At 39.1% G+C, this 21,236-nt stretch carries 16 protein-coding genes and 1 tRNA gene; 5 read left to right on the top strand and 12 right to left on the bottom strand.

All coding sequences use genetic code 11. The features are described 5' to 3' along the window. Window positions 1–8: 8 nt before the first annotated feature. From AC3B6D_RS04390 to yycF, 5 genes are read right to left on the bottom strand one after another with little or no spacing between them, the layout of a single operon-like run. Window positions 9–797 (bottom strand): MBL fold metallo-hydrolase, encoded by a 789-nt coding sequence (locus AC3B6D_RS04390; protein ID WP_489769847.1) that lies wholly within the window; start codon window positions 795–797, stop codon window positions 9–11. Continuing rightward, a complete protein-coding gene (locus AC3B6D_RS04385; RefSeq protein ID WP_489756866.1) occupies window positions 787–1,626 on the bottom strand; it encodes a two-component system regulatory protein YycI in 840 nt (279 codons plus the stop codon). Before AC3B6D_RS04385 ends, AC3B6D_RS04390 begins: the two co-directional genes overlap by 11 nt. Window positions 1,627–1,629: 3 nt before the next feature. Beyond that, window positions 1,630–2,961: a YycH family regulatory protein gene (locus AC3B6D_RS04380; RefSeq protein WP_489775018.1), complete on the bottom strand. Its 1,332-nt coding sequence runs from the start codon at window positions 2,959–2,961 to the stop codon at window positions 1,630–1,632. After that, window positions 2,945–4,819: a cell wall metabolism sensor histidine kinase WalK gene (walK, locus tag AC3B6D_RS04375; RefSeq protein WP_489775017.1), complete on the bottom strand. Its 1,875-nt coding sequence runs from the start codon at window positions 4,817–4,819 to the stop codon at window positions 2,945–2,947. The genes AC3B6D_RS04380 and walK overlap by 17 nt, the downstream gene beginning before the upstream one ends. Window positions 4,820–4,834: 15 nt before the next feature. Continuing rightward, window positions 4,835–5,560 (bottom strand): response regulator YycF, encoded by a 726-nt coding sequence (gene yycF, locus AC3B6D_RS04370; protein WP_489756869.1) that lies wholly within the window; start codon window positions 5,558–5,560, stop codon window positions 4,835–4,837. A gap of 122 nt (window positions 5,561–5,682) precedes the next feature. Between yycF and AC3B6D_RS04365 the strand changes: the two genes are divergently transcribed. Together AC3B6D_RS04365 and AC3B6D_RS04360 are read left to right on the top strand one after the other, a co-directional pair. Continuing rightward, window positions 5,683–5,755, top strand: a tRNA-Lys gene (locus AC3B6D_RS04365). Window positions 5,756–5,939: 184 nt separating this feature from the next. Continuing rightward, window positions 5,940–8,420, top strand: a complete 2,481-nt coding sequence (locus AC3B6D_RS04360) for a glycoside hydrolase family 2 TIM barrel-domain containing protein (protein ID WP_489775016.1) — start codon at window positions 5,940–5,942, stop codon at window positions 8,418–8,420. A gap of 78 nt (window positions 8,421–8,498) precedes the next feature. Here the strand turns inward: AC3B6D_RS04360 and AC3B6D_RS04355 are convergent, their stop codons facing one another. Next, window positions 8,499–9,668 (bottom strand): pyridoxal phosphate-dependent aminotransferase, encoded by a 1,170-nt coding sequence (locus AC3B6D_RS04355; protein ID WP_489775015.1) that lies wholly within the window; start codon window positions 9,666–9,668, stop codon window positions 8,499–8,501. Between the two features lie 156 nt (window positions 9,669–9,824). On the opposite strand from AC3B6D_RS04355, the gene AC3B6D_RS04350 reads away from it, so the two are divergent. Beyond that, window positions 9,825–10,265: an 8-oxo-dGTP diphosphatase gene (locus tag AC3B6D_RS04350; RefSeq protein WP_489756872.1), complete on the top strand. Its 441-nt coding sequence runs from the start codon at window positions 9,825–9,827 to the stop codon at window positions 10,263–10,265. A gap of 13 nt (window positions 10,266–10,278) precedes the next feature. On the opposite strand, the gene AC3B6D_RS04345 is transcribed toward AC3B6D_RS04350, so the two are convergent. After that, window positions 10,279–10,698 (bottom strand): GtrA family protein, encoded by a 420-nt coding sequence (locus AC3B6D_RS04345; RefSeq protein WP_489775307.1) that lies wholly within the window; start codon window positions 10,696–10,698, stop codon window positions 10,279–10,281. A gap of 85 nt (window positions 10,699–10,783) precedes the next feature. Here AC3B6D_RS04345 and AC3B6D_RS04340 point away from each other — a divergent pair, with 85 nt between their 5' ends. After that, entirely contained in the window at window positions 10,784–12,226 is a 1,443-nt protein-coding gene (locus AC3B6D_RS04340; RefSeq protein WP_489756873.1) for an APC family permease, read from the top strand. Between the two features lie 132 nt (window positions 12,227–12,358). Here the strand turns inward: AC3B6D_RS04340 and AC3B6D_RS04335 are convergent, their stop codons facing one another. Both AC3B6D_RS04335 and AC3B6D_RS04330 read right to left on the bottom strand, forming a co-directional pair. Next, the gene (locus AC3B6D_RS04335; protein WP_489756874.1) at window positions 12,359–14,995 is read right to left on the bottom strand and encodes a transglycosylase domain-containing protein; all 2,637 of its coding nucleotides are present in this window, start codon (window positions 14,993–14,995) and stop codon (window positions 12,359–12,361) included. 12 nt (window positions 14,996–15,007) lie between these two features. Then, on the bottom strand, window positions 15,008–16,273 hold the full coding sequence (locus AC3B6D_RS04330) for a hypothetical protein (RefSeq protein WP_489775014.1): 1,266 nt from the start codon (window positions 16,271–16,273) through the stop codon (window positions 15,008–15,010). A gap of 45 nt (window positions 16,274–16,318) precedes the next feature. On the opposite strand from AC3B6D_RS04330, the gene AC3B6D_RS04325 reads away from it, so the two are divergent. Then, window positions 16,319–17,239 carry a hypothetical protein gene (locus tag AC3B6D_RS04325; RefSeq protein ID WP_489756876.1) on the top strand — a complete coding sequence of 307 codons (921 nt, stop codon included), beginning with the start codon at window positions 16,319–16,321 and terminating at the stop codon, window positions 17,237–17,239. 112 nt (window positions 17,240–17,351) lie between these two features. Here AC3B6D_RS04325 and AC3B6D_RS04320 read toward each other — a convergent pair whose 3' ends face one another. The 3 genes from AC3B6D_RS04320 to dnaB form a co-directional block, all read right to left on the bottom strand. Further along, complete coding sequence (locus AC3B6D_RS04320) at window positions 17,352–18,635, bottom strand: adenylosuccinate synthase (protein ID WP_489775013.1); 1,284 nt, start codon at window positions 18,633–18,635, stop codon at window positions 17,352–17,354. 69 nt (window positions 18,636–18,704) lie between these two features. Beyond that, entirely contained in the window at window positions 18,705–19,853 is a 1,149-nt protein-coding gene (locus AC3B6D_RS04315; RefSeq protein WP_489774638.1) for a hypothetical protein, read from the bottom strand. 3 nt (window positions 19,854–19,856) lie between these two features. Further along, complete coding sequence (gene dnaB, locus AC3B6D_RS04310) at window positions 19,857–21,233, bottom strand: replicative DNA helicase (protein WP_489756879.1); 1,377 nt, start codon at window positions 21,231–21,233, stop codon at window positions 19,857–19,859. Between the last annotated feature and the right edge of the window lie 3 nt (window positions 21,234–21,236).

Raw genomic sequence — 21,236 nt, 5'->3', positions numbered from 1 at the left:
ATATTCTTTCAAATTACCGTTAACTTCGTGGCTTGTTGGGGGAAAGTATCATGCAACCAAAAGTCATGATCCACGCCATAATCATGTTGCATTAAAATTTGACTGACTGTTTGATGAGCCAAAGTCGGTAAATTATTATGCGGACTTAAATGACCTAAAAAGACTTGCTTCGTGCGATTCCCAAGCACATCTAACAAAACTTCGGCGCCATCACGATTAGACAAATGTCCTTCGTCACTGATAATTCGTTGCTTCAAAGGCCAGGGATATTGCCCTTGTCGTAACATTTCTAAATCATGATTACATTCCATTAAAAAACCATCCGCATTTTGAATCACATATTTAACCCGATCTGACACATAACCTGTATCGGTTAAATCAACAAAGCTATGATCTTGGTAATGAAAATTATAAAATTGCGGATCTACTGCATCGTGAGACACGCTAAAACTTTCGACGTCTAAATCACCTAAGCTGAGTACACTGTTTGCCGCAAAGATATGTTGCTGTGGTTGCGGTATGGGTCCTATTTTAGCACTCATTTTTTGCCAAGTCTTTTGGTTTGCATACACATCTAAACCGTACCGCCGCGCCAAGACACCCACGCCTTGAATATGATCACTATGTTCATGCGTGACAAATAAAGAATCAATCTGGTTAATATCTTCACCAATACTTGCTAGTAAAGCCTTAATTTTCTTGCCCGAGAGCCCCGCATCAACTAAGACGTGTTGCTTGGGAGTTTTAATATATAAACAATTGCCCTGACTACTACTAGCTAAAACACTAACTTGCATTGCTGTAGTCACTAACTTTCACTCCTTGTGTAGTATTCTTTTTTAAAATTGCGCCACTAAAGGCATTAACTCGGCGAATTTGTGGTGTATGCTCACCTTTCGGCACAAAAGCAACGTACCAAACGGGAATATAAATCGTACTATTTTTAACTTTTAATAATTTAGCATAGGCCAAGTCCGCCCATTTCACCTGCGAATTACTCGGGATTTCGTTATTAGTATACAAATTATAAACCGCGCGTTGCTCACTAATTGTGCTTTGTTTTTCATGCAAAACATTCATCGCATTCACATAAGTTTGCTCATAACTGACTAAACGATGATTCACAATTTTAAAATTAATGCGGCCTGTAGGTTCGTACACTTGACCTAATTTCACCTTTTGAACAAAAACGATCGTATTAGCCGTCGATAAATGCTTCGCATATTGATATTCGCGGCCATGAGTAACATTTTGGGACTTCGCAACAAAATTGTTCAATTTAGTCACGGCATTTTGGGTCGTTAACGTTAGCGGATTGTCCAAATAACAATTTAATTGCTTTTTAATATCGTCATAACTCCACGTAATCCCACGCAATTTCATTTGCCCTGTATGCAAAATATGTTGATCATCCTGGCTAGCCAAGTAATAGCCAGCACTATTTTTGGTGCTTAACTTACCATTAATCGTGATATTATCTTGATTCATTTCTTTTTCTAACGTGGAATGGGCAATATTATTAGTGATTACCACTTGTTTGCGCGTTTGCGTATATGAAGTAAATAAAAAAACATCCAATGCAATAAAGACACATAAAAAGATAATTTCAATTCTGCGAAAGTCCATTAATTACCTCCCATGATTCAACCAACTCGTCAAAGAACGCCATTGATTATTCATCAAAACATAATATTCTGGCGTTAAGTTAACGATTTGCTTGTTTTGATCATCAGCCATCCAGGTATAACCAATTAAAATCTTTTGAATATTTTTCGGATTGTAAGCTGCCTGGGTCAACTTTTGAATCACGGTTTTGGTATCTGGCAACTGCACTGGTGCTTGGTCAGTTGGTAAAGGCACTTGCAAAAATTGCTTCGAAAAAGTTAACCGCTGAGCGTTAGTCGTGTAACTAACATTCACACTGCCCACATCTTCAGGATAAAAAATAGGAAAGCCATTCACATAATTGCGAAAGATCAATTGCTTATTTTTATCATTATAAGAAAAGAAGTATAGCCCGTTCAAGGAACTTCCAGATTTAGCTAAAATTTGAAAAGATTGATCAAACAAAGATCCCATAGTCTGGGGAACGGTGGTTTTAGAATAATCACTATAGGTGACTAAATTAGTTTTATTATCCACCACTAAACTGCGATTAACGCCACTACGATAAGTCGTCATCGTCCCGTTCTTGTGGGTGGAAATATCCGATTCCTGTTGCGAATTCAACAGATTAGACACATAGGTATTATTGGTTTGTCTCGCAATTAAATAACTGACTTTACTCAGCCGTAACGGCTTTTGATAATCCAAATTAGCAGTTTTAAATTTACGATTTTGTTTAATTGTAACTGGTACTGTAAAACTAGCATCTTGCGTAATTTTTCGTAAGCGCTGGGGCAGTAACTTCCGTTGCTGAACTTGATAAACGGATTGCTTTTGATCATCTAATAAAAAAATCTGAACTCGCTTTTTGCCCGTTGGTCGAGTTACTACTATCCGATTAATTTTTTGTTCACCGTGCTGTTGAATACCGCGTTGATTAATCAATTCCGCCAGCGCATTAATGCTCAATTGCGTCGGATAAATTAATTGCAAGGTATTATTTAATTGCAAATAATGCTGATAATTAGCCGCACCATGCTGACTTAACAATTTAACATGATCTAATTTGGCAGTCTTGAAAAGATTCATCGTTGTCGTAATCAAATTGGCTTGATTACTGCTAGCCGCATACTGTTGGTGCTTTTTTGTGAGTAAGAGTTTGGTTGGTAAAAAAATCTCATTCATTTTTTTGGAGACCCCAGCATTACGCTGACTAATTGTTTGCTGTTTACTGCTTGGCGGTAAGGCCTGCTGATACTTGGCATTATTCGTCCAAATTAACCATGACAAAATCAAACTAATCAAAACTGCTACTGCCAAACTCACGCGCAACAACAAATTATTCAGGTGCTTCATCCCACTCACCCTCACTTTCACTAGGATCATATGGTAAGGAAATATAAAAAGTGGAACCCCGATTTTCCGCACTGTTCACCCAAATATGGCCACCTTGAGCTTCAATCACTTCTTTAGAAATGGCTAAGCCCAAACCCGTACCACCTTGTTTGCGCGAACGTGCCTTATCAACGCGGTAAAACCGGTCAAAAATACGTTTGATATCTTTACGCGGAATCCCCAAGCCTTGATCGGCAATACTCAAAATCACATTATGATTGGTATCCAATAAGCGGCAAGTGATCGTACCACCGTCAGGTGAATACTTCAAAGCGTTATTCATAATATTATCGATAGCTTGCGTCATTTTATCAGGATCAATCTCAACCCATAAGTCACGTTTCGTAAAGATTCGCTTAATTCGATGTGAAACAAAATTCTTTTGTTCAGCTTGCGCATGGTCGGCTTCTTTTTGCAGCATCAAGTCAAACCGATCCAAAATATAATTGAACATTTCGTTAAAATTAACTAACTCAACGTTGATTTTAGCCGTTCCTTGATCTAAGCGCGAAAGACTCAACAGGGAGTTAACCATGCGAATCATACGCTCCGTTTCTTCTTGCGTCACTTTTAAAAATTGCGGTGCTAATTGCGGATCTTGCCACGCACCATCATTTAAAGTTTCCACATAACTACGCAAACTCGTCAACGGTGTGCGCAATTCGTGCGAAACATTGGACACAAACTCCCGCCGATCGCGATCAATCTTTTGCTGCTCCGTCACATCATGTAAGACACAAACGACCCCCGTGACAAATCCCGTATTACGTTTGATTAAAGAAAAGTCAGCCTGCAAAATCAATTCATCACCATCAGCTTGCAGTTCAATAATCCGTTCTTCCTGATTATCTAAAATATCTTCAAAATCTAAATGTTGATCTAAATTTAATAACTCCATTAAATCTAATGGTTGCGTTGAATTCGAATCCACATTCAAAAATTCTTGAGCGGTTTCATTAATAATCGTAATTTTGCCGTGCCGATCTGTGGCTAGCACTCCATCCGACATCTGGGTTAAAACACTATCCAACCGGCGCCGCTCGGCATCGGAATTTTCCTGTTCTTCTTCAACTTTAACCGATAAATTGTTCACCGCAATCGCTAATTGGCCTAATTCATCTTCACTATAAACCCGAACCTGCCCAGAATAGTCCCCGCGGGCCATCCGTAAGGCTTGGCGCTGCATTTCAACAATCGGGCGGGTAATGGCACGCGCTACTACGATGGAAATCACCGCCCCTAAAATCCCGGCAACTAACGACGCTACAAAGAAGATAAAGACAATCCGGTTAATATTTTTATAAACTGGATCCATATCAGCGCGGACATAGACCGCCCCGACCGTTGAATTGTTATCACCATTAGAGTTTAACAAGGGCGTAATGGATAAATAATAACTACCATCACGGTCATTATGTGAAATCTGTGTTAATTTTCGTCCGGAATAAATCACATCTTTAATTTGAGAATTCGCCGTTCGCTTACCTACTGAAGCTTGATTATTGTCACCTTTAATGGCCACAATCCGCCCTTGACTATCAATTACTTCCATCTCAGAAATTTGAATATTCGTAAAATCCCGCACTGTTGCTCGAATATTTTTACGAGCCTTAGCTGTATTACTTGTCAAATTAACTGCTAAAGGCGTAGTTAACCATGAAGGTAATTGTACCTGCGTTTCAAAGGTTTCTACATTTTGCTGCTCTAAACGATGCACAAAATAAGCTCCGATAATTTCAATCGTACTCAACAACAATAAAATAAAAACTAATGCAATTTTGAATTGCATAGAACTAAAAAATTTTGTTCGCTTTGTCACGGCCATAAGCCCCTATTAATCTTTTTTAGGATCCTTCGAACTAGTTTCCGCTTTTAAATAGTAACCAACACCGCGGCGTGTAATTAAATATTCAGGCTTACTAGGATCATCTTCTACTTTTTCACGCAAACGCCGAATTGTGACGTCGACTGTGCGCACATCACCAAAGTAATCATAGCCCCAAACTGTTTGTAACAAATTCTCCCGAGTCATTACCTGGCCAATATGCTGCGCTAGATAATACAATAATTCAAATTCCCGATGCGTTAATTCCAATTCCCGACCATTCTTCATGACCGTATAAGCTTCTGGCAAGATTGTTAAGGAGCCGACTTCAATTTCGGCAGTTGAATGTTCATCACTATTGTTCAAATTAACTTTTTGCCGCCGTAAATTAGCCTTAACCCGTGCTACTAATTCACGATTAGAAAAAGGTTTAGTCACATAATCGTCGGCACCCATTTCTAGGCCTAAAACCTTATCTAACTCTGAATCTTTAGCCGTCAGCATAATGATTGGCGTATCTTTGGTCTTGCGCACTTGCCGTGCCACCTCTAAGCCATCAATTTTCGGCAACATTAAATCTAAAATAATTAAATCTGGAGCTTCACTCTCCACTTGCTCTAATGCTTCCTCACCATCAAAAGCTACGACGGTTTGAAAACCTTCTTTATCTAAATTGTATTTGATAATATCAGAAATTGGTTTTTCATCATCAACAATTAAAACTTTATTAGCCATAAGGTAGAATACCTCCTTGGTTTCTCGTATCCAGTATACTAGATTTTAGCAATTCATGACAAAATTCTCTAAATCTTATTGCCAAAAGCTGGAGAATATGCTAATATATTCACTGTGCTTACGGGTGGTTAGCTCAGCTGGCAGAGCAACGGACTCTTAATCCGTGGGTCCAGGGTTCGATCCCCTGACCACCCATCAATCTTAGTAAAAGCTGTTATTATAACTTCAAAAGTTAGTATAACAGCTTTTTTGTTGTATTCAAAATTTACCCCAAGACTACTGACTTCAAGCAAAATGTAGTTTTGTCAATCAGTGATTGTCTCCGTCAATAAAACCATTATAATAATCATGTAATCGTTTTAAAAAAGGAGTGCTATTTTTGAAAAAAACTAACTGGAATCAAGATTGGCTCTTTTGGCAAGACCATAATTCTTTTGCTTTAATTTGGGATGTCCCGAAGACTGCCCAAAACGTCACTTTACCGCATGACGCTATGCAAGAACAACCGGCTTATAGCGCTAGTCCGAACGGCGGCAACACTGGTTTTCGCGATGGTGGTACTTATGTTTACGTGAAGAATCTCTTTGTTCAACCAGAAGATCAAACTAAAAACTATCAATTACAATTTGACGGTGCCTATATGAATACCTTCGTCTTCGTTAATGGTCAATTAGCCGGTAAGCGTCCGTATGGCTATTCCGCTTTTCGCATTGATTTAAATCCCTTTTTAAATTTTGGGGCTAATAACGAAATTCGCGTCCAAGTAAAATCTGGGGCCATGCCTAATAGTCGCTGGTACTCGGGCTCTGGTTTAATTCGCGATGTGTACTTATTAACTAGTGCTACTAAAACTTATTTAACGCCCACTACGCAAATCACAACTTTGCAAGCCACTTCTGCCCAAGCGACGATTAATTTAGCGACGACCATTCAAAACCAAACTATTAATCCAACCGCTGCTTTGCAACTGCAAGTTCAAATTTATGATGAGCAGCACCAACTCATCTTAACCGACCACTATCCCGTGCAGTTAGCTGCCAACGAACAGCGCCCCTTACAGCTACGTTTATCATGGGCACACCCCAGCTTGTGGAGTGCCCAAGAACCACATCTGTATCGTTGCTTATTGCAATTAAGTCAAACAGAACAATTGCTTGATCAAGATGAACTGGTTTTCGGTGTACGACAATTAGCTCTCAATGCCACTCAAGGCTTATTAGTCAATGGTCAAAGTGTCAAATTACGTGGCGCGGGTATTCATCATGATAGTGGTTTGCTAGGAGCTGCAACTTATGATGTCAGTGCCTATCGGCAAATTAAATTGCTGAAACAAGCGGGGTTTAATGCCATTCGCATGGCTCATCAGCCGGCGGCTCCCGCCCTCTTAAAAGCTTGTGATGAACTAGGAATGTATGTCCTTGATGAAACTTTTGACATGTGGAACCGTGCCAAATCTGATTATGATTACAGCCTTTATTTTCAAGAATGGTGGGCCAAAGACGTTCAAGCCATGGTCGAAAAAGATTTTAATCACCCTAGTGTCATTTTATATTCCCTGGGCAATGAAATTCCTGAAATTGGAACCCCACAAGGGATTAGCTTACTGACAAAAATGGAGCAACTGATTAAACAGTTAGATCCGACTCGGTATACTTTATCGGCGGTCAATGGCTTGTATTCGGTAGGTAACGAACTGTTAAATATTATTAGTGAAGTGGTTGATCAACAAGAACCTCAACAAAACCATGAAGCAATTACCGTGAATAATTTTATGGTAGCCATGGATCAATATTTAGATCGCATCGTCGTTGACCGGCGCATTTCCCAAAAATTAGACCAAATTTTCCCGATCACAGATTTAGCGGGCTACAATTATATGACTGCTCGCTATGAAAAAGACGTAAAAGATCACCCCCAGCGCTTAATGGTCGGCACCGAAACTTATCCGCCACAAATCTGGCAGAACTGGCCGTTAGTTCAAAAATATCCCCAAATTATTGGAGATTTCACTTGGACGGGTTGGGATTATATCGGTGAAGCTGGCGTGGGCATTCCCGGTTATCACTTTGGTGAAGGCGGGTTTGGCGCCCAATTTCCTGCACAATTAGCTTACGTTGGTGATTTTGACTTAACTGGTTTTCGGCGACCACTTTCGTATTATCGCGAAATCATTTTTGGCTTACGAACCACACCTTATCTTGCAGTGCAAGACCCCAAGCATTATGGTGAGAAACTCATGACTACGCCGTGGATGTTAAGCGATACGATTCACAGTTGGAGTTTTGATGTTGCTGATGATGCGCCCGTGATCGTTGAAGTTTATAGCAATGCTTCTTATGTAGCATTATATTTAAATGAACAATTAATTGCCAGCCAAGCTGTTGATGAACATTGTCGCGTATTATTCAAAACTACTTATCACCCTGGTCAGTTAACAGCCATCGCTTATGATCAACACCACCAAGTAATCGGACAATCCAGCCTCCAGACTGTTGCTGTCCAAGATGCGCAATTACAAGTTCATGTGCAAAATTATTTACCAGAAATGAAGACGCGCCTCAGTTACCAAGCCTTGCCGATCAATGGCGCTTTATATTATCTGAACGTGCAATTGGCGGGCTCAGATGGCACTGTTTGTTCTCTTCAAGAACAAACTTGCCAACTGCAAGTTATCCAGGGCCAAGCTAAAATCTTAGCTTTTGGTAGTGGTAATCCTAAACCTCAAGCGGATGAACCATTAGCACAAACTCAAACTTTTCACGGCAGAGCTTTAGCAATTGTCCAAAAGTATGATATGAAGCAACCAGTTGTCTTAGCAGTGCAAACAGCTAACCACCAGGTTCAACAAATTGAAATTTAACTCATTAAAAAAACGGTCACTTGGCAAGCTTGACTGAGAATATCAACTTGCAGAATGACCGTTTTTTAATTGTTCAGTTTAAAATAAATTTAATTTGGCAATGCGTTGACAAGCCTCACTATAGCGCGGCTCATCAATCAATAAACCAATCCGCACATAACCTTCACCAGCGGCGCCAAATCCAGTTCCTGCAGCTACCGCAACCCCAGCTTGCTCTAACAACAAATCAGCAAATTCTTGACTGGTCATCTGTTGCGGAGTCGGCATCCACGCATAAAACGTTCCACCTGCGGGCACTGGTTGCCAACCAATCGCTTGTGCCGCCCGTTCAAAATCGTCGTGACGTTTTTGATAGCGCGCCACTAATTGTTTAACCGATGTTTGATCACTTCTCAATGCCGCAATCCCGGCTTTTTGAACTGCCGGAAAAACACTGACGAACAGATGGTCTTGAATCAAATTAATTGCTTCAATCATCTCTTTATTCCCCACTGCAAAACCTAAGCGCCAGCCCGCCATGTTGTATGTTTTCGAAAAAGTATACAGCTCAATGCCGACTTCTTTAGCATGCGGTGTTTGCAAAAAACTGATGGGGCGCTGGTCATCAAAACCAATAGCACCATAAGCAAAATCGTGCACAATTCCCACTTGATTTTGTTGCGCCCAGGCCACCGTATCCTGAAAGAATTCGGGGGTCGCCGTCGCTCCAGTAGGATTATTGGGATAGTTTAAGTATAAGTATTTAGCTGCGGCAACTACTTTCGGATCTAAGGACTGATAATCTGGTAAGAAATTATTATCTGCTCGCAAAGGCACTAATGCGGTTTTGGCTTGTGCTAAAGCTACTCCGGACAAATAGTCTGGATAACCGGGGTCTGGTAAAAGAATAGTCTCTCCCGGATTTAATAAAGCTAATGGTAATTCGACTAAACCTGTTTTAGAGCCACCCAAGACCGCTACTTCTGTTTCCGGGTCCACTTCCACTCCATATTCACGTTGGTAAAACTCAGCGGCAGCCTGTTTAAATTCTGGTAACCCTCGAAACGGTGAATATTTATGATTTTGGGGATCTTTAGCTGCTGTATTTAATGCCTGAACAATAAAATCAGGCGTTGGTTGATCTGGATTACCTTGACCAAGGTTAATCACGTCGACACCCGCCGCAACTTTTGCATTGACCTTTTGAACTAAAGTGGCAAAAAATTGTTGGGGCAGCTGTTGCAATAAATTGGATTCTTCAAATTTCATTTTAATCTTCTCCTCACCTATTAAGCATATTATAACCACTTTGCTACTAAAAAGTGCATTTTTTTATTCTTTCACGTAGCCTTTTTTCATTTTCAAACAACTAAACGTTATATAATAATAGCAGAATATTTTTTTACGATGGAAAGGATTAATTACATGCGCACTGAACCAGTCGAATTAACTAATATGGTCTTAATTTTAGATGCCCAAAAGCAACAAGTGCTCGTTGAATATCGCCGCGATCCTCATTGGCCGGGGATTGCTTTTCCGGGGGGCCACGTTGAAGCTCACGAAAGTATTACCCGCTCTGCTGAACGTGAAGTCCAAGAAGAAACTGGCTTAACCGTAACTAATTTAGAACTCTGTGGTTTAAAACAATATCCTTTAAGTCATGGACGCTTTATTTGTTTCTTGTATCGTACTACGCACTTTCAAGGTAATATTCAATCATCAACTGAAGGTCCCGTCTTTTGGATGAAGTTAACTGATTTCCCAGGAAATAAACAACTAGCTTCTGGCATGGATGATCTATTAAATGTTATGACTTCCGGTTTCAATGAGGTACTCTATCAAGGACCACAAACCTATTTCTTTTAAATTTGTTACTAACTTAGTGCTCTGTAAAAATAAAAATCTTACTAAAAAAGTAATTGGCAATGACGACTAAAACATTGTCAATAATTTTTACCCAAAAAGCATTCTGGTGTAAAACACTAATTCCCACAGCCATAATGGCCAGATCTAACAGCAAACTTAAAATCCGAAAAAAGAAAAAAGACACAATTTCTTTGCGCGCGGCTTGAGAACTATCTTGATGTGAATCAAACACATAAAGTTTATTGGTTATATACGCAAAGATCACAGACAATAACCACGCTGTGACATTCGCAATTTGGTAACCACAAAAATGCCACCAAGTATATAAACAATTAAAAACTACTAAATTTATGAGCGTCGTTAAACCACCAAAAATCAAGTAGCTAATAACGCTCCAGTAAGTAACTATCATTTGTTTTAAACGTTGCATAATTTTCTCCACATTAAAATTTTATTGTTATTTTCTTAAAAATTCGTTACACTATGAACCATATTACTATAATTAGGAGGTCTTAACCATGGAACAAACAAAAAAAATCCGTTGGTATAACGTTGCCTTCATTGCCTTTACGTCCGTTTGGGGCTTAGGCAATGTGTTTAACAACTACGCTAACCAAGGCTTAGTCGTTATTACTTCATGGATTTTAATCATGTTATTGTTTTTCATTCCTTACACCTTAATGGTCGGTCAATTGGGCTCGACATTTGAGAATTCCGGCGGAGGGGTTGCCTCATGGATTAAACAATTATCTGGTAGTCGGCTCGCCTATTTAGCAGCTTGGACTTATTGGGTGGTCCAAATTCCTTATTTGGCGCAAAAACCGCAAATGATTATCGTGGGCTTAAGTTGGCTGTTTCAGGGTAACGGTAATTTTGTGAATACCGTGCCAGCACTGCCGTTACAAATTATTTGTTTAGTCATCTTTTTGGGCTTTTTATGGTTGACCGCCCGCGGGTTTACTACTTTAAAAAATCTCGGTAGTTTTGCCGGTATTATTGCTTTCATTATGTCGATGCTCTTTATCATCTTAGGCCTAGCCGCTCCTTTCATGACACACTTAACGATTCAAACACCGCATATGAACCAATTGCATACTTACTTACCGAAATTTGATTTTAATTATTTTACTACTATTTCGATGTTAGTTTTTGCAGTCGGAGGTAGTGAAAAAATCGCCCCCTATGTCAAACAAACACATAACCCCAGTCATGAATTTCCTATCGGCATGATCTGCTTGGCCGTTATGGTCAGCGTTTCCGCTATTTTAGGATCATTTGCTTTAGGGATGATTTTTGATTCGAATCATATTCCTAACGACTTGATGGCTAACGGTGCTTATTATGCCTTTCAGATTCTGGGCAAATATTTCCATGTTGGTAACTTATTCGTTTGGATGTATGCCATCACTAATGTCTTAGGTTCCGCCACCGCTACTGTCATTTCGATTGACGCACCGTTACGCATGTTATTAGAAGATAGTGATCCTCAGTATATTCCGCGGAAGCTTCTCAAAAAAAATAAAAACAATATTTTTATTAATGGTTATTATTTAACCGGTATTTTAGTCACCATTTTAATTATTTTACCTGCTTTCGGCATTGGTGGCATGAATGATTTATACAAGTGGCTATTAAACTTAAATTCTGTCATTAATCCATTTCGATATTTATGGGTCTTTGTCGCTTTTATGGCGTTAAGCAAACAACTCAAGCACCACCAAGCAGATTACATGTTTGTTAGAAAACCACTAACTGGCTTTATTTTGGGATTATGGTGTTTCTTATTTACAGCTTTTGCCTGCATCTTAGGCATGGTTCCCAAATTAAATTACAGCAGTAATCCGCACGCTTGGTGGTTCCAAATTAGTCTCAATGTGATTACACCTGTCGTTTTGATTGCATTAGGCTTTATTCTACCAATGATTGCCCGGCGCCAAAAAAGCGAACTAACTAACAACTAAATTTTAAATTACGCTACTAAAAAAGTTTGGGTTTCAACAAATGACCCAAACTTTTTTGATGCAGCCAAAATAACAAGAAGTAATTGGGCCCAATTGATCCAACTACTGTTACTTCCTAATCGCTGTGCCCCATTAATTAACATCAATCACTGGATCTGGGACATTGCCACCATAACTGCGAATTTGATTAATTAAGTCAATTAATTTTTGCTTTTGAGCTTCTTTATCAGCAGCATTATTTTGATAAGCCGCCTTCACACGACTTAATTGCTCCTCATATTGCGGTCTTAATTTATCAATCATCGCCTGCTTTTTAGTGGCCCGTTGAGTTTCAATTTGATTCTTTTGAGCTTCAAATTTGGCTAAGCGACCATTTTCTTTCTTAGCTTCTAATTGCGCTTGCGTCAAATTTAATTCTCGCTGCAATTGCATAATTTGTTGATTGAAGTTTGCTTTAGCTGACATGCGTTTAACATTCTCATTTTGATAACGGACTTTTTGTAATTTAGTCAATTGGTGACCGTACTGACTTAATTTATCAAAGGGAACCTGCTGGTAACGTTCAATGGCTTGCTGCACCTTACGTTCCCGTTGCAGTTCCTGCTTTTTAGTTAAATGATAGATTAATCGGTAGTCTAAATCCGTTAGACGTTTTTTATTTGCATTAATTTCGGCACTATTAAAGGCCAAGTAACTATCATGGATTACTTGTTCAATACTTTTACCCGTTGCTTCACGCCGCACATAAAGATTATCGCCGTCACGCCGAATAGTATTCGGCATGACAAAATCTTTTTTAGGTTCTTTCAACGCTTTAACTAAATAATCACCTTCAGTTTTAAACGTCTTAATCGACAACTCCTCTTGCTCGGCCGTTAATGGTTGTTGGTGATCAAAGCCCGTCCAATTAGCAATGGTAAAATATGGTGTCATACCGACAAAATAACTATCTAAATTTTTATCCGTCGTTCCGGTTTTACCAGCGACATAAGGATAATCACTTAAAGCGGCATCTTTGCCCAAACCATTATTGACCACACTTTGCATCGCATTCAGCATCATATAACTGGCATCTGCCGAATAAACATTGACCGGTACGTGGGGATTTTCATATAAAATTCGTGAATTATTTGTATCATAAATACTGCGGACATTACTGGGGGCAATAAAATTACCTTGTCGAGCAAACGAACTATATGCCGAAGCCATTTCAGTAGTCGTTACTCCCTTCGTAAAGCCCCCTACCGCGATAATAGCATTTTGATCAGCAGGGTATAAACCTTGAAATTGCATTTTACCTAAATCTTGATAAAAGCTTTGTTGCTTATCACCTAAGGCCAACTTAAAGGCCACCGTATTAATCGAATCTGCTAAGGCCGTTCTTAAAGTGACTGCGCCGCGATAGCCACTGTACCAGTTGCTCACATTGCCGACGGGTCCATCAACCACTTTGGATTGTGGCGCATAACCGCGCTCAAACGCTGGCGCATAAGCAATTAAAGGCTTAGCCGTGGAACCCGGCTGCCGATAAGCATCACTCGCCCGATTCAATTGATCACCATCTGTCGTTCGGCCACCAACAATCGCCAACACATCGCCAGTCCGATTATCAACGATGGTACTAGCCACTTGCGGCTCTAATTTGCCATCTTGATCACGCTGTTGGTAAGCAGCATACTGCTGTTGCACCAATTGTACGATCTGTTGTTGCAAGTTTTGATCAATGGTCGTTTTAACCACATAACCACCATTTAATAATTCACCATAGTACTTATCATAAGCTTGCGCATACTCATTTTTATAAGTGTTTTTTGCTTGATCATTGTTAAACAAATACTGCATTTGAAAACCGTGAATCGTCATTAATTGTTGTACGGCAGATTTCACCGCATAATTCAAGGCGTAATTTTGCGAAATATCATTATCATACTTAAAGTTATGAATTTTTAAATGTAACGATTGTTTACTAGCATGTTGATAGGTTTTCTTCGAAATCATTTTTTGTTGATACCAGCTATACAAGACCGTATTCCGCCGATTAATTGCTCGTTGCGGATGCAATATCGGATCATACAACACTTGATTATTGGGAATTCCAATTAATAATGCAGCTTGCCCCCACGTTAATTGTTGCTGGGACTTGGAAAAATAATATTGAGCCGCACTACCAATCCCATAACAGCCATGGCCTAAATAAACATCATTCAAATAAAATTCCAAAATTTGCTGCTTGGAAAACTTCTGTTCTAAGGCTTGCGCCACCACCATTTCCTTAATCTTGCGGTCAAAGCTCTGCGTTTGGTCTTTCAAAATCACATTTTTGACCAACTGTTGGGTCAAAGTGGAGCCCCCTTGAACTTGTCTTCTCAAGACTAAGGACACCACCCCCCGCAGCATTCCCGTTAAATCAACCCCGTGATGTTGGTAAAAGCGGCGGTCTTCAACAGCGACCACGCCTTTTTTTAACTTGGGATTAATTAATTGATGCTGAACATACGTTGATTGACTATGCGTTAAAGTTTTCATCACCTTATTATGCCGATCTTTGATCACCGTCGGCTGCTTCGGATAAAAAGTTTTAGTGGTAATATCGTCACTAATCAAGTAGCCGGCAGTCACATCTTTTTGTAATTCTTGCCAATACTGATGTCCAACTTTACTGCCGACAATTAAGAGTAGCACCAAAACGAGTAATATTAGATATTTAATTGCTTTTCTAATTGGATGTGCGCAAACTTTTTGCCACCAACGCTTACCTAAATTTTTCATACTTTCTCCTAATTACCGCACATATAAAACTGTTCCAGGCGTTACAATTGCCATTAATCGCGTTAAATCACTAGTACTTAAAGTTAAAGTATTATGGAGATTAATCATCGAACTAGCAATAAACCCAATTTGATTTTGATTTTCAATTAGCATCGAATTCTTCAACGCCACATTATTCTTCAACCAAAAAATAGTTTCGGCTTGATTAAAATCACTAATATCATTATCTTGGTCGGCAAAACTCGTGGCATCTGCTAAATAATCGCCAAACGAGCTACTACTCAAATCGGTAACCACGCCCGCATTAATTCCGGGATCAGAAATCAAATTTTTAACAGTATAAGTTCCCGTAGGTAAACCATTATTCGTAGCCATTAAGCTGGCCATTTTCGGTAAATATTTAGTACCGTTACGTTGTAATAACGTCAAGGTTTGATCCGCATTAGAATAAAACAAGACATTAGTAGCACTCACATCATCTTGTTGTAAACTATGACTAAACTGGTCTAACTGTTTGGCATTATCAATAATAGTCACATTGGCTGGTTGATAATTCTGTGTTAGCGGGGCATTTTTCAAAGCTTTCAGTTCCGCTTGCTGCTGTTTGACTTGTGCCTGAGTTTGATTTTGTTGGGCCACTTTAAATTCCTTTAAAGCTTTAGCAACTTTCGGGCGCCAATATTTTTTCAGAGCTCGATTTTTGATGAGTTTATAATAAGTATTAATTGTCGAAGCTTTCGTCATGGTTAACTGCTTGGGACTAATAGTCTTCGCTAAATTTTTATTTAGATAAGTTTTAGCATCTTGGGTCTGATCATACCAAATTCTAATGGTATCAATTCGATTTTTTTCTCTTTGATAAATAGTTTGATTTTTTTCCTTTAACAAATTCTGGTCTGTTTGATTTAAGCGTGACGTTGTTACTTGATTAGCGTAATAAGATCCGTCATAATAACGTGCAATTTGTTGCTGATTATCTACTCGCAAAGTTAATAACTGCTGCACTCGCGTCAGTTTTTGCCGCGTGGTCGGATGTAAGGTCAAATGCCCCAATGGACTGTTAGCTAAATTGGTCGTAAAATTTAACCGACGCGTATTAACCCGCGTAACTAAAGCCGACTGTTGGCGATCTTGATATTGTGAATCAATAAAATGCTGGGTACTAACATTAAAGTAGCCGTTGCCCAATTCCAACAAAAAGCTCACAACGCCAATGATCACCATCGCCCAGCTAGTCAATTCTAAATTATGCAATAATGATTGTTTATTAATTTTCATAAAAACTAATCTTTCTTAAATTAAGATAATTAATGAGGTGCTCTTGTGAAAAGAAATATGAAAAAAAAAGGTTGTTTAGTTACCCTAATTTTAATGATAGTTATACTAATTCCTACTTATTATAACCGGAAATTAATCATTAATGCCACCAGTAACTGGTTATCTAGTCAAACTATTCCTTTTCAACTCGTCGTGAATCCTAAAACTATCAATCACAGTCAGCATCCTACCAGTCTAACGCTCGACGAAGTCAACGATCAAGACTATCAACACCAACTCAAAAATGCTAATCATATTGTAAAACTTTTTAATCGTAAACAACAATCTTGTGGCTTCTTATCTAAACAACAAAACCGCCAATTACGCCAGTGGGTTACACAAAAGCCGCACCGCTATTTATATAGTGTGACGCCACTGGTCCTCGGTCAAAACCGGCACGGTCATTATGTAACAGTCAGTGTCAATCGCTACGATGATACTCACCAGATTCATAGTTACCGTTACCGCGTTTATTATCACCAGCAAAAGCCACAACAAGCTCGTTTTTTAGGTAATTTTAGTAGTAATAAACCACCCAAATTTATCACTTGGACAACTCGCGTCGGTATTTCTGGTATTTCTAAGGTTCCAAATTTTATTGATAAAATTAATTCCACCATGTTAAATTCTGGCGTAGCCGCCAAACCAACCACAACTGTGAAACAGTATCAGCAGTTAGCTCAAAATATCGGATTAAGTCAAACTAGTGCTCCTGGCTTAAAAAATTATATTAATCGTGGCGGTGCTGATCAAAAAAATAGTGCCATTACCGCTTATGAATTTAGTGATGTTCCACGTGAAACAAGATTTTATATTACGCAATACAACAATCACCAGCACTACCATTACACCTTGATTTTTAATCGTAATACTAACGCCTTTACTCAGTTTCTCAATGGTATCCAATCAGCAGCTCAAAAAAATTAGAATTACTGGCTGTTTCACATGAAACAATTATTCAAATTAAAAAAAGTCTTTCCTTGATTAATCAGCAGATTAACCAGGAAAGACTTATTTAATTCCAGTAATTAAATAATCATTACCAAATGTTTTTTAAAACAATCGTTTCATTCCGTTTAGGGCCGACAGAAACACTAATTAGCTGCAACCCTGTTAGTTCTTGCACTCGCTTTAAATAATTCTTAGCGGCCAACGGCCATTTATCTAAATCTATTTGCCCTCGTAAATCTTGGGACCATCCGGGCAATTCTTCGTAGATTGGCTGGCACTGCGCAATTTGCTGTAAACTGGCTGGATATTCATCAATTGTCGAACCATCAGGCAAACGATATCCAACACAAATTTTAACAGTTTTCAAACCACTTAAAACATCAATACAATTTAAGGCTAAGTCCGTGACTCCCGCAACTCGTTTTGCATGCCGTAACACCACCGTATCTAACCAACCAATTCGACGGGGCCGCTGCGTCACCACTCCATATTCATGTCCAGCCTCGCGGATAAAGTTCCCTGTTTGATCAGTTAATTCTGTTGGAAACGGGCCGTCACCTACACGCGAAGTATAGGCTTTAGCGACCCCAACCACATGCTGAATCTTAGTGGGACCTACACCAATACCCACAGTATAACCACCCACAGGATTTGAAGAAGTAACATATGGATAAGTACCATGGTCAATATCGAGCATGATGCCCTGCGCACCTTCAAATAAGACATTAGCGCCTTGCTCAATTTGTTCATTTAACATTTTTGAAGTATCAATCACATACGGTTTTAATTGTTGTCCGTAATCATAATATGAAGCAAAAATATCATCAAAAGACAAAGCTTGCCCTTGATAAACTTGAGTAAATTCTTTATTTTTCAAATCTAAGTTTTGGCGTAACTTGGCAGCAAAAGTATCTTTTTCTAATAAATCAATCATCCGAATGCCAATCCGAGCAGCTTTATCCATATAAGCTGGACCAATTCCACGATTAGTGGTGCCAATTTTGTTGGCACCTTTACTCTTTTCCTGTAATTCATCCATGCGGATGTGATACGGTAAAATAATTTGGGCCCGATTAGAAATATAAAAATGTTCAAAGCTGACATGTTGCTGCTTAAGTCGGGCAATTTCTTCAACCAAGGATTTGGGATTAATCACGACTCCGTTACCAATCATTGTCACTTTATCAGGATACAAAATACCGGAGGGCACTAAGCGCATTTTATAAGCAGTTTGCTCAACTTCCACCGTATGCCCAGCATTATCACCACCTTGATACCGTGCAATCACTTGACTATCGTGACTAAGAAAATCAGTAATTTTACCTTTTCCTTCGTCGCCCCATTGCATTCCAACTACTACAACACCTGTCATAAATGTCATCCCTTTTTACTAAATTCGGTCCAGTAATATTCTATCAATTACGAACATTAATAGCAATGATCAATCTATTAATTCGTCTTTAGTAAAAAATGTATTTAAATATTCCCAAGTTAAGACCGATAATTGTTGATAAGACAAACTTTGACTAGACGTTTTAGTATCCGGTAAATCTTCAAAAACTGCTAAAGTTAACGTTTGCTTATCTAGTGCCTGACAATAAGCTAATTGATCTAACATTTGATCGCGTTGGCGAAAACGAACCATATTTTGCTGTTGCACTAACCTTTGCAAGGCACTTTCCACAAAATCAGCTCCAAATTGCCATTGATCATCTAAAACAGGTTGCACTAAAGTTTTGTGCTGGCGCTGATAATTAAAATATAGAATCAGCATTTGTAAATAATCGCAATTCGGAGAAACAAAATCAATATCCTGCAGGTTAATTAAAGCATAGCCACCAAAACAGCCCAAATGATCTAATAATTTCATGACCAAAAATTGCTGATCTAGTTGCATAATTTGTCCAGCAAAAAATACATCCGCACTTTTGGAACAGTACAACAAAATTAATTGTTGCTGTTGCTGGTAGCGTTGTAAGATTGGCCTTAGTTCCGGATTATTTTTCACCAAAACCGAAGGTGTGTGTTGTAAATGCTGCGTTTGAAACATTGTACTGGCTAATTGTAACTGGGCGCCGACAAATTCCAAGGCAACAACGTGCTCTAAATCAACGGTTAAATTTTGCCCAATTTTAGCAAAATTAAAGGAATCTAGTAGTTGCAAGTGCAATTGTTGTTGCCGAAAGTCCTGTAACTTCACTTGCAAATAACGATTAGAACCTGCCAAAATTACCAAAATAGCTTGTTGCTGACGCTGCAAAAAGTCCAATAATTGCTGAATCAAATTATTTGCAGCAAACTGCGGCACTGCCAGTTCTTTTGCCCAATGTATCTTATTAGTAGCCGTTAAATCAATCCGCCGTTTCAGCCGCTTTAAATCCAATCCTTCCGTGGTTATAGACGCAATGCCACTAATCTTTAATAAGACATAACCATCAAGTAAGCCATAATCATTATAGGTATGCACAATGACCCACTTATGATCTAACGCGGTGACAAAACCAGTATAAATGTCACCCGTTTGGCGAATAAACAGATCGACAATTTGCTGATTTTGTTGTGCTTGTTGCAGTTGTTGTACTTTACTCATGAATTAACCTTCTGTCAGTGGTGAAATTGCAGCAAACTTATTATATGATTTCACAAATAATAACTTCACTGTACCACGCGGACCGGAGCGATTTTTGCCAATGATCACTTCCACTTCACCAGCGTTAGTATCATCACTAGCTTCGCTACCTTCCTCGTCATCAGCACCATCGTTATAATAATCATCACGATACAGGAAGGCGACCACATCCGCATCTTGTTCAATGGAACCAGATTCACGAATATCTGATAAAACCGGTCGCTTATCTTGTCGTTGCTCTACCCCCCGTGATAGTTGTGATAAAGCAATAACTGGTACATGTAATTCTTTCGCTAGTTTTTTTAATTGTCGTGAAATCGTCGAAACTTCTTGCTGCCGATTCTCTTGACCAGTTCCTTCAATTAGCTGTAAATAATCAATAATAATTAAACCAATATTTCCCGTCTCTTTAACCAAGCGGCGACACTTAGCTCGAATTTCTGCCATCTTAATTCCTGGAGTATCGTCAATATAAATATCGGTTTTGGACAAAATACCCATGGCCACAATTAAATTTTGCCATTCGTCATCGTTCAAAGTTCCGGTGCGCAAATGATTTGCATCAATGCTCCCTTGAGCACATAATAATCGGCTAGCTAATTGGTCAGCTCCCATTTCCAAACTAAAAATGGCCACCGTTTGCTGACTATGAACTGCCACATTTTCCGCGACGTTGAGTGCAAAAGCCGTTTTGCCGACGCCAGGACGGGCAGCCAAAATAGTTAATTCATCAGCATGTAAACCAGCAGTCATACTATCTAATTCACTGTATCCGGTAGCTAACCCCGTCACTTGTGAATCTTCTTGAGCTAACTGGTCAATATTTTCAATCGTATCATTTAAAACATCGGCTAATTTTTTAAAGCCGTTATTATTCTGGCTTTCGCCGACTTCCATAATAGCTCGCTCGGCATTGTCCAAGACGTTCGCCACATCAGTATCTTGCTCATCAAAACTTTGGGCCACAATATCAGTTGCCGTATTAATCAACTGCCGTAATACGGCTTTATCAGCCACAATTTTGGCATAATAAACAATATTGGCGGCGGTGGGGACGGTTGTTGCCAAATCCCCTAAATAATTAACGCCGCCAATATCTGCTAACTGATTTTTAGCTTCAAGTTGATTTTTAACAGTCACGACATCAATTGCCTGGTCTGCTTCATTTAATTCCAACATGACAGCAAAAATTAACTGATGCGCATGATAATAGAAAGACTCAGTCGTCAAATATTCAGCCGCATCAACAATTTTTTCTGGACGTAATAGAATCGATCCTAGGACTGATTGTTCAGCCTCTTTATTATTAGGTGGAATTCTCTGCATTGTTGTATCGTTCATGAA

It is taken from the genome of Bombilactobacillus sp. ESL1097, assembly GCF_058107205.1.
Note: the sequence above shows the minus strand (reverse complement) of the source record. Positions and strands in the feature narration are given on the sequence as shown.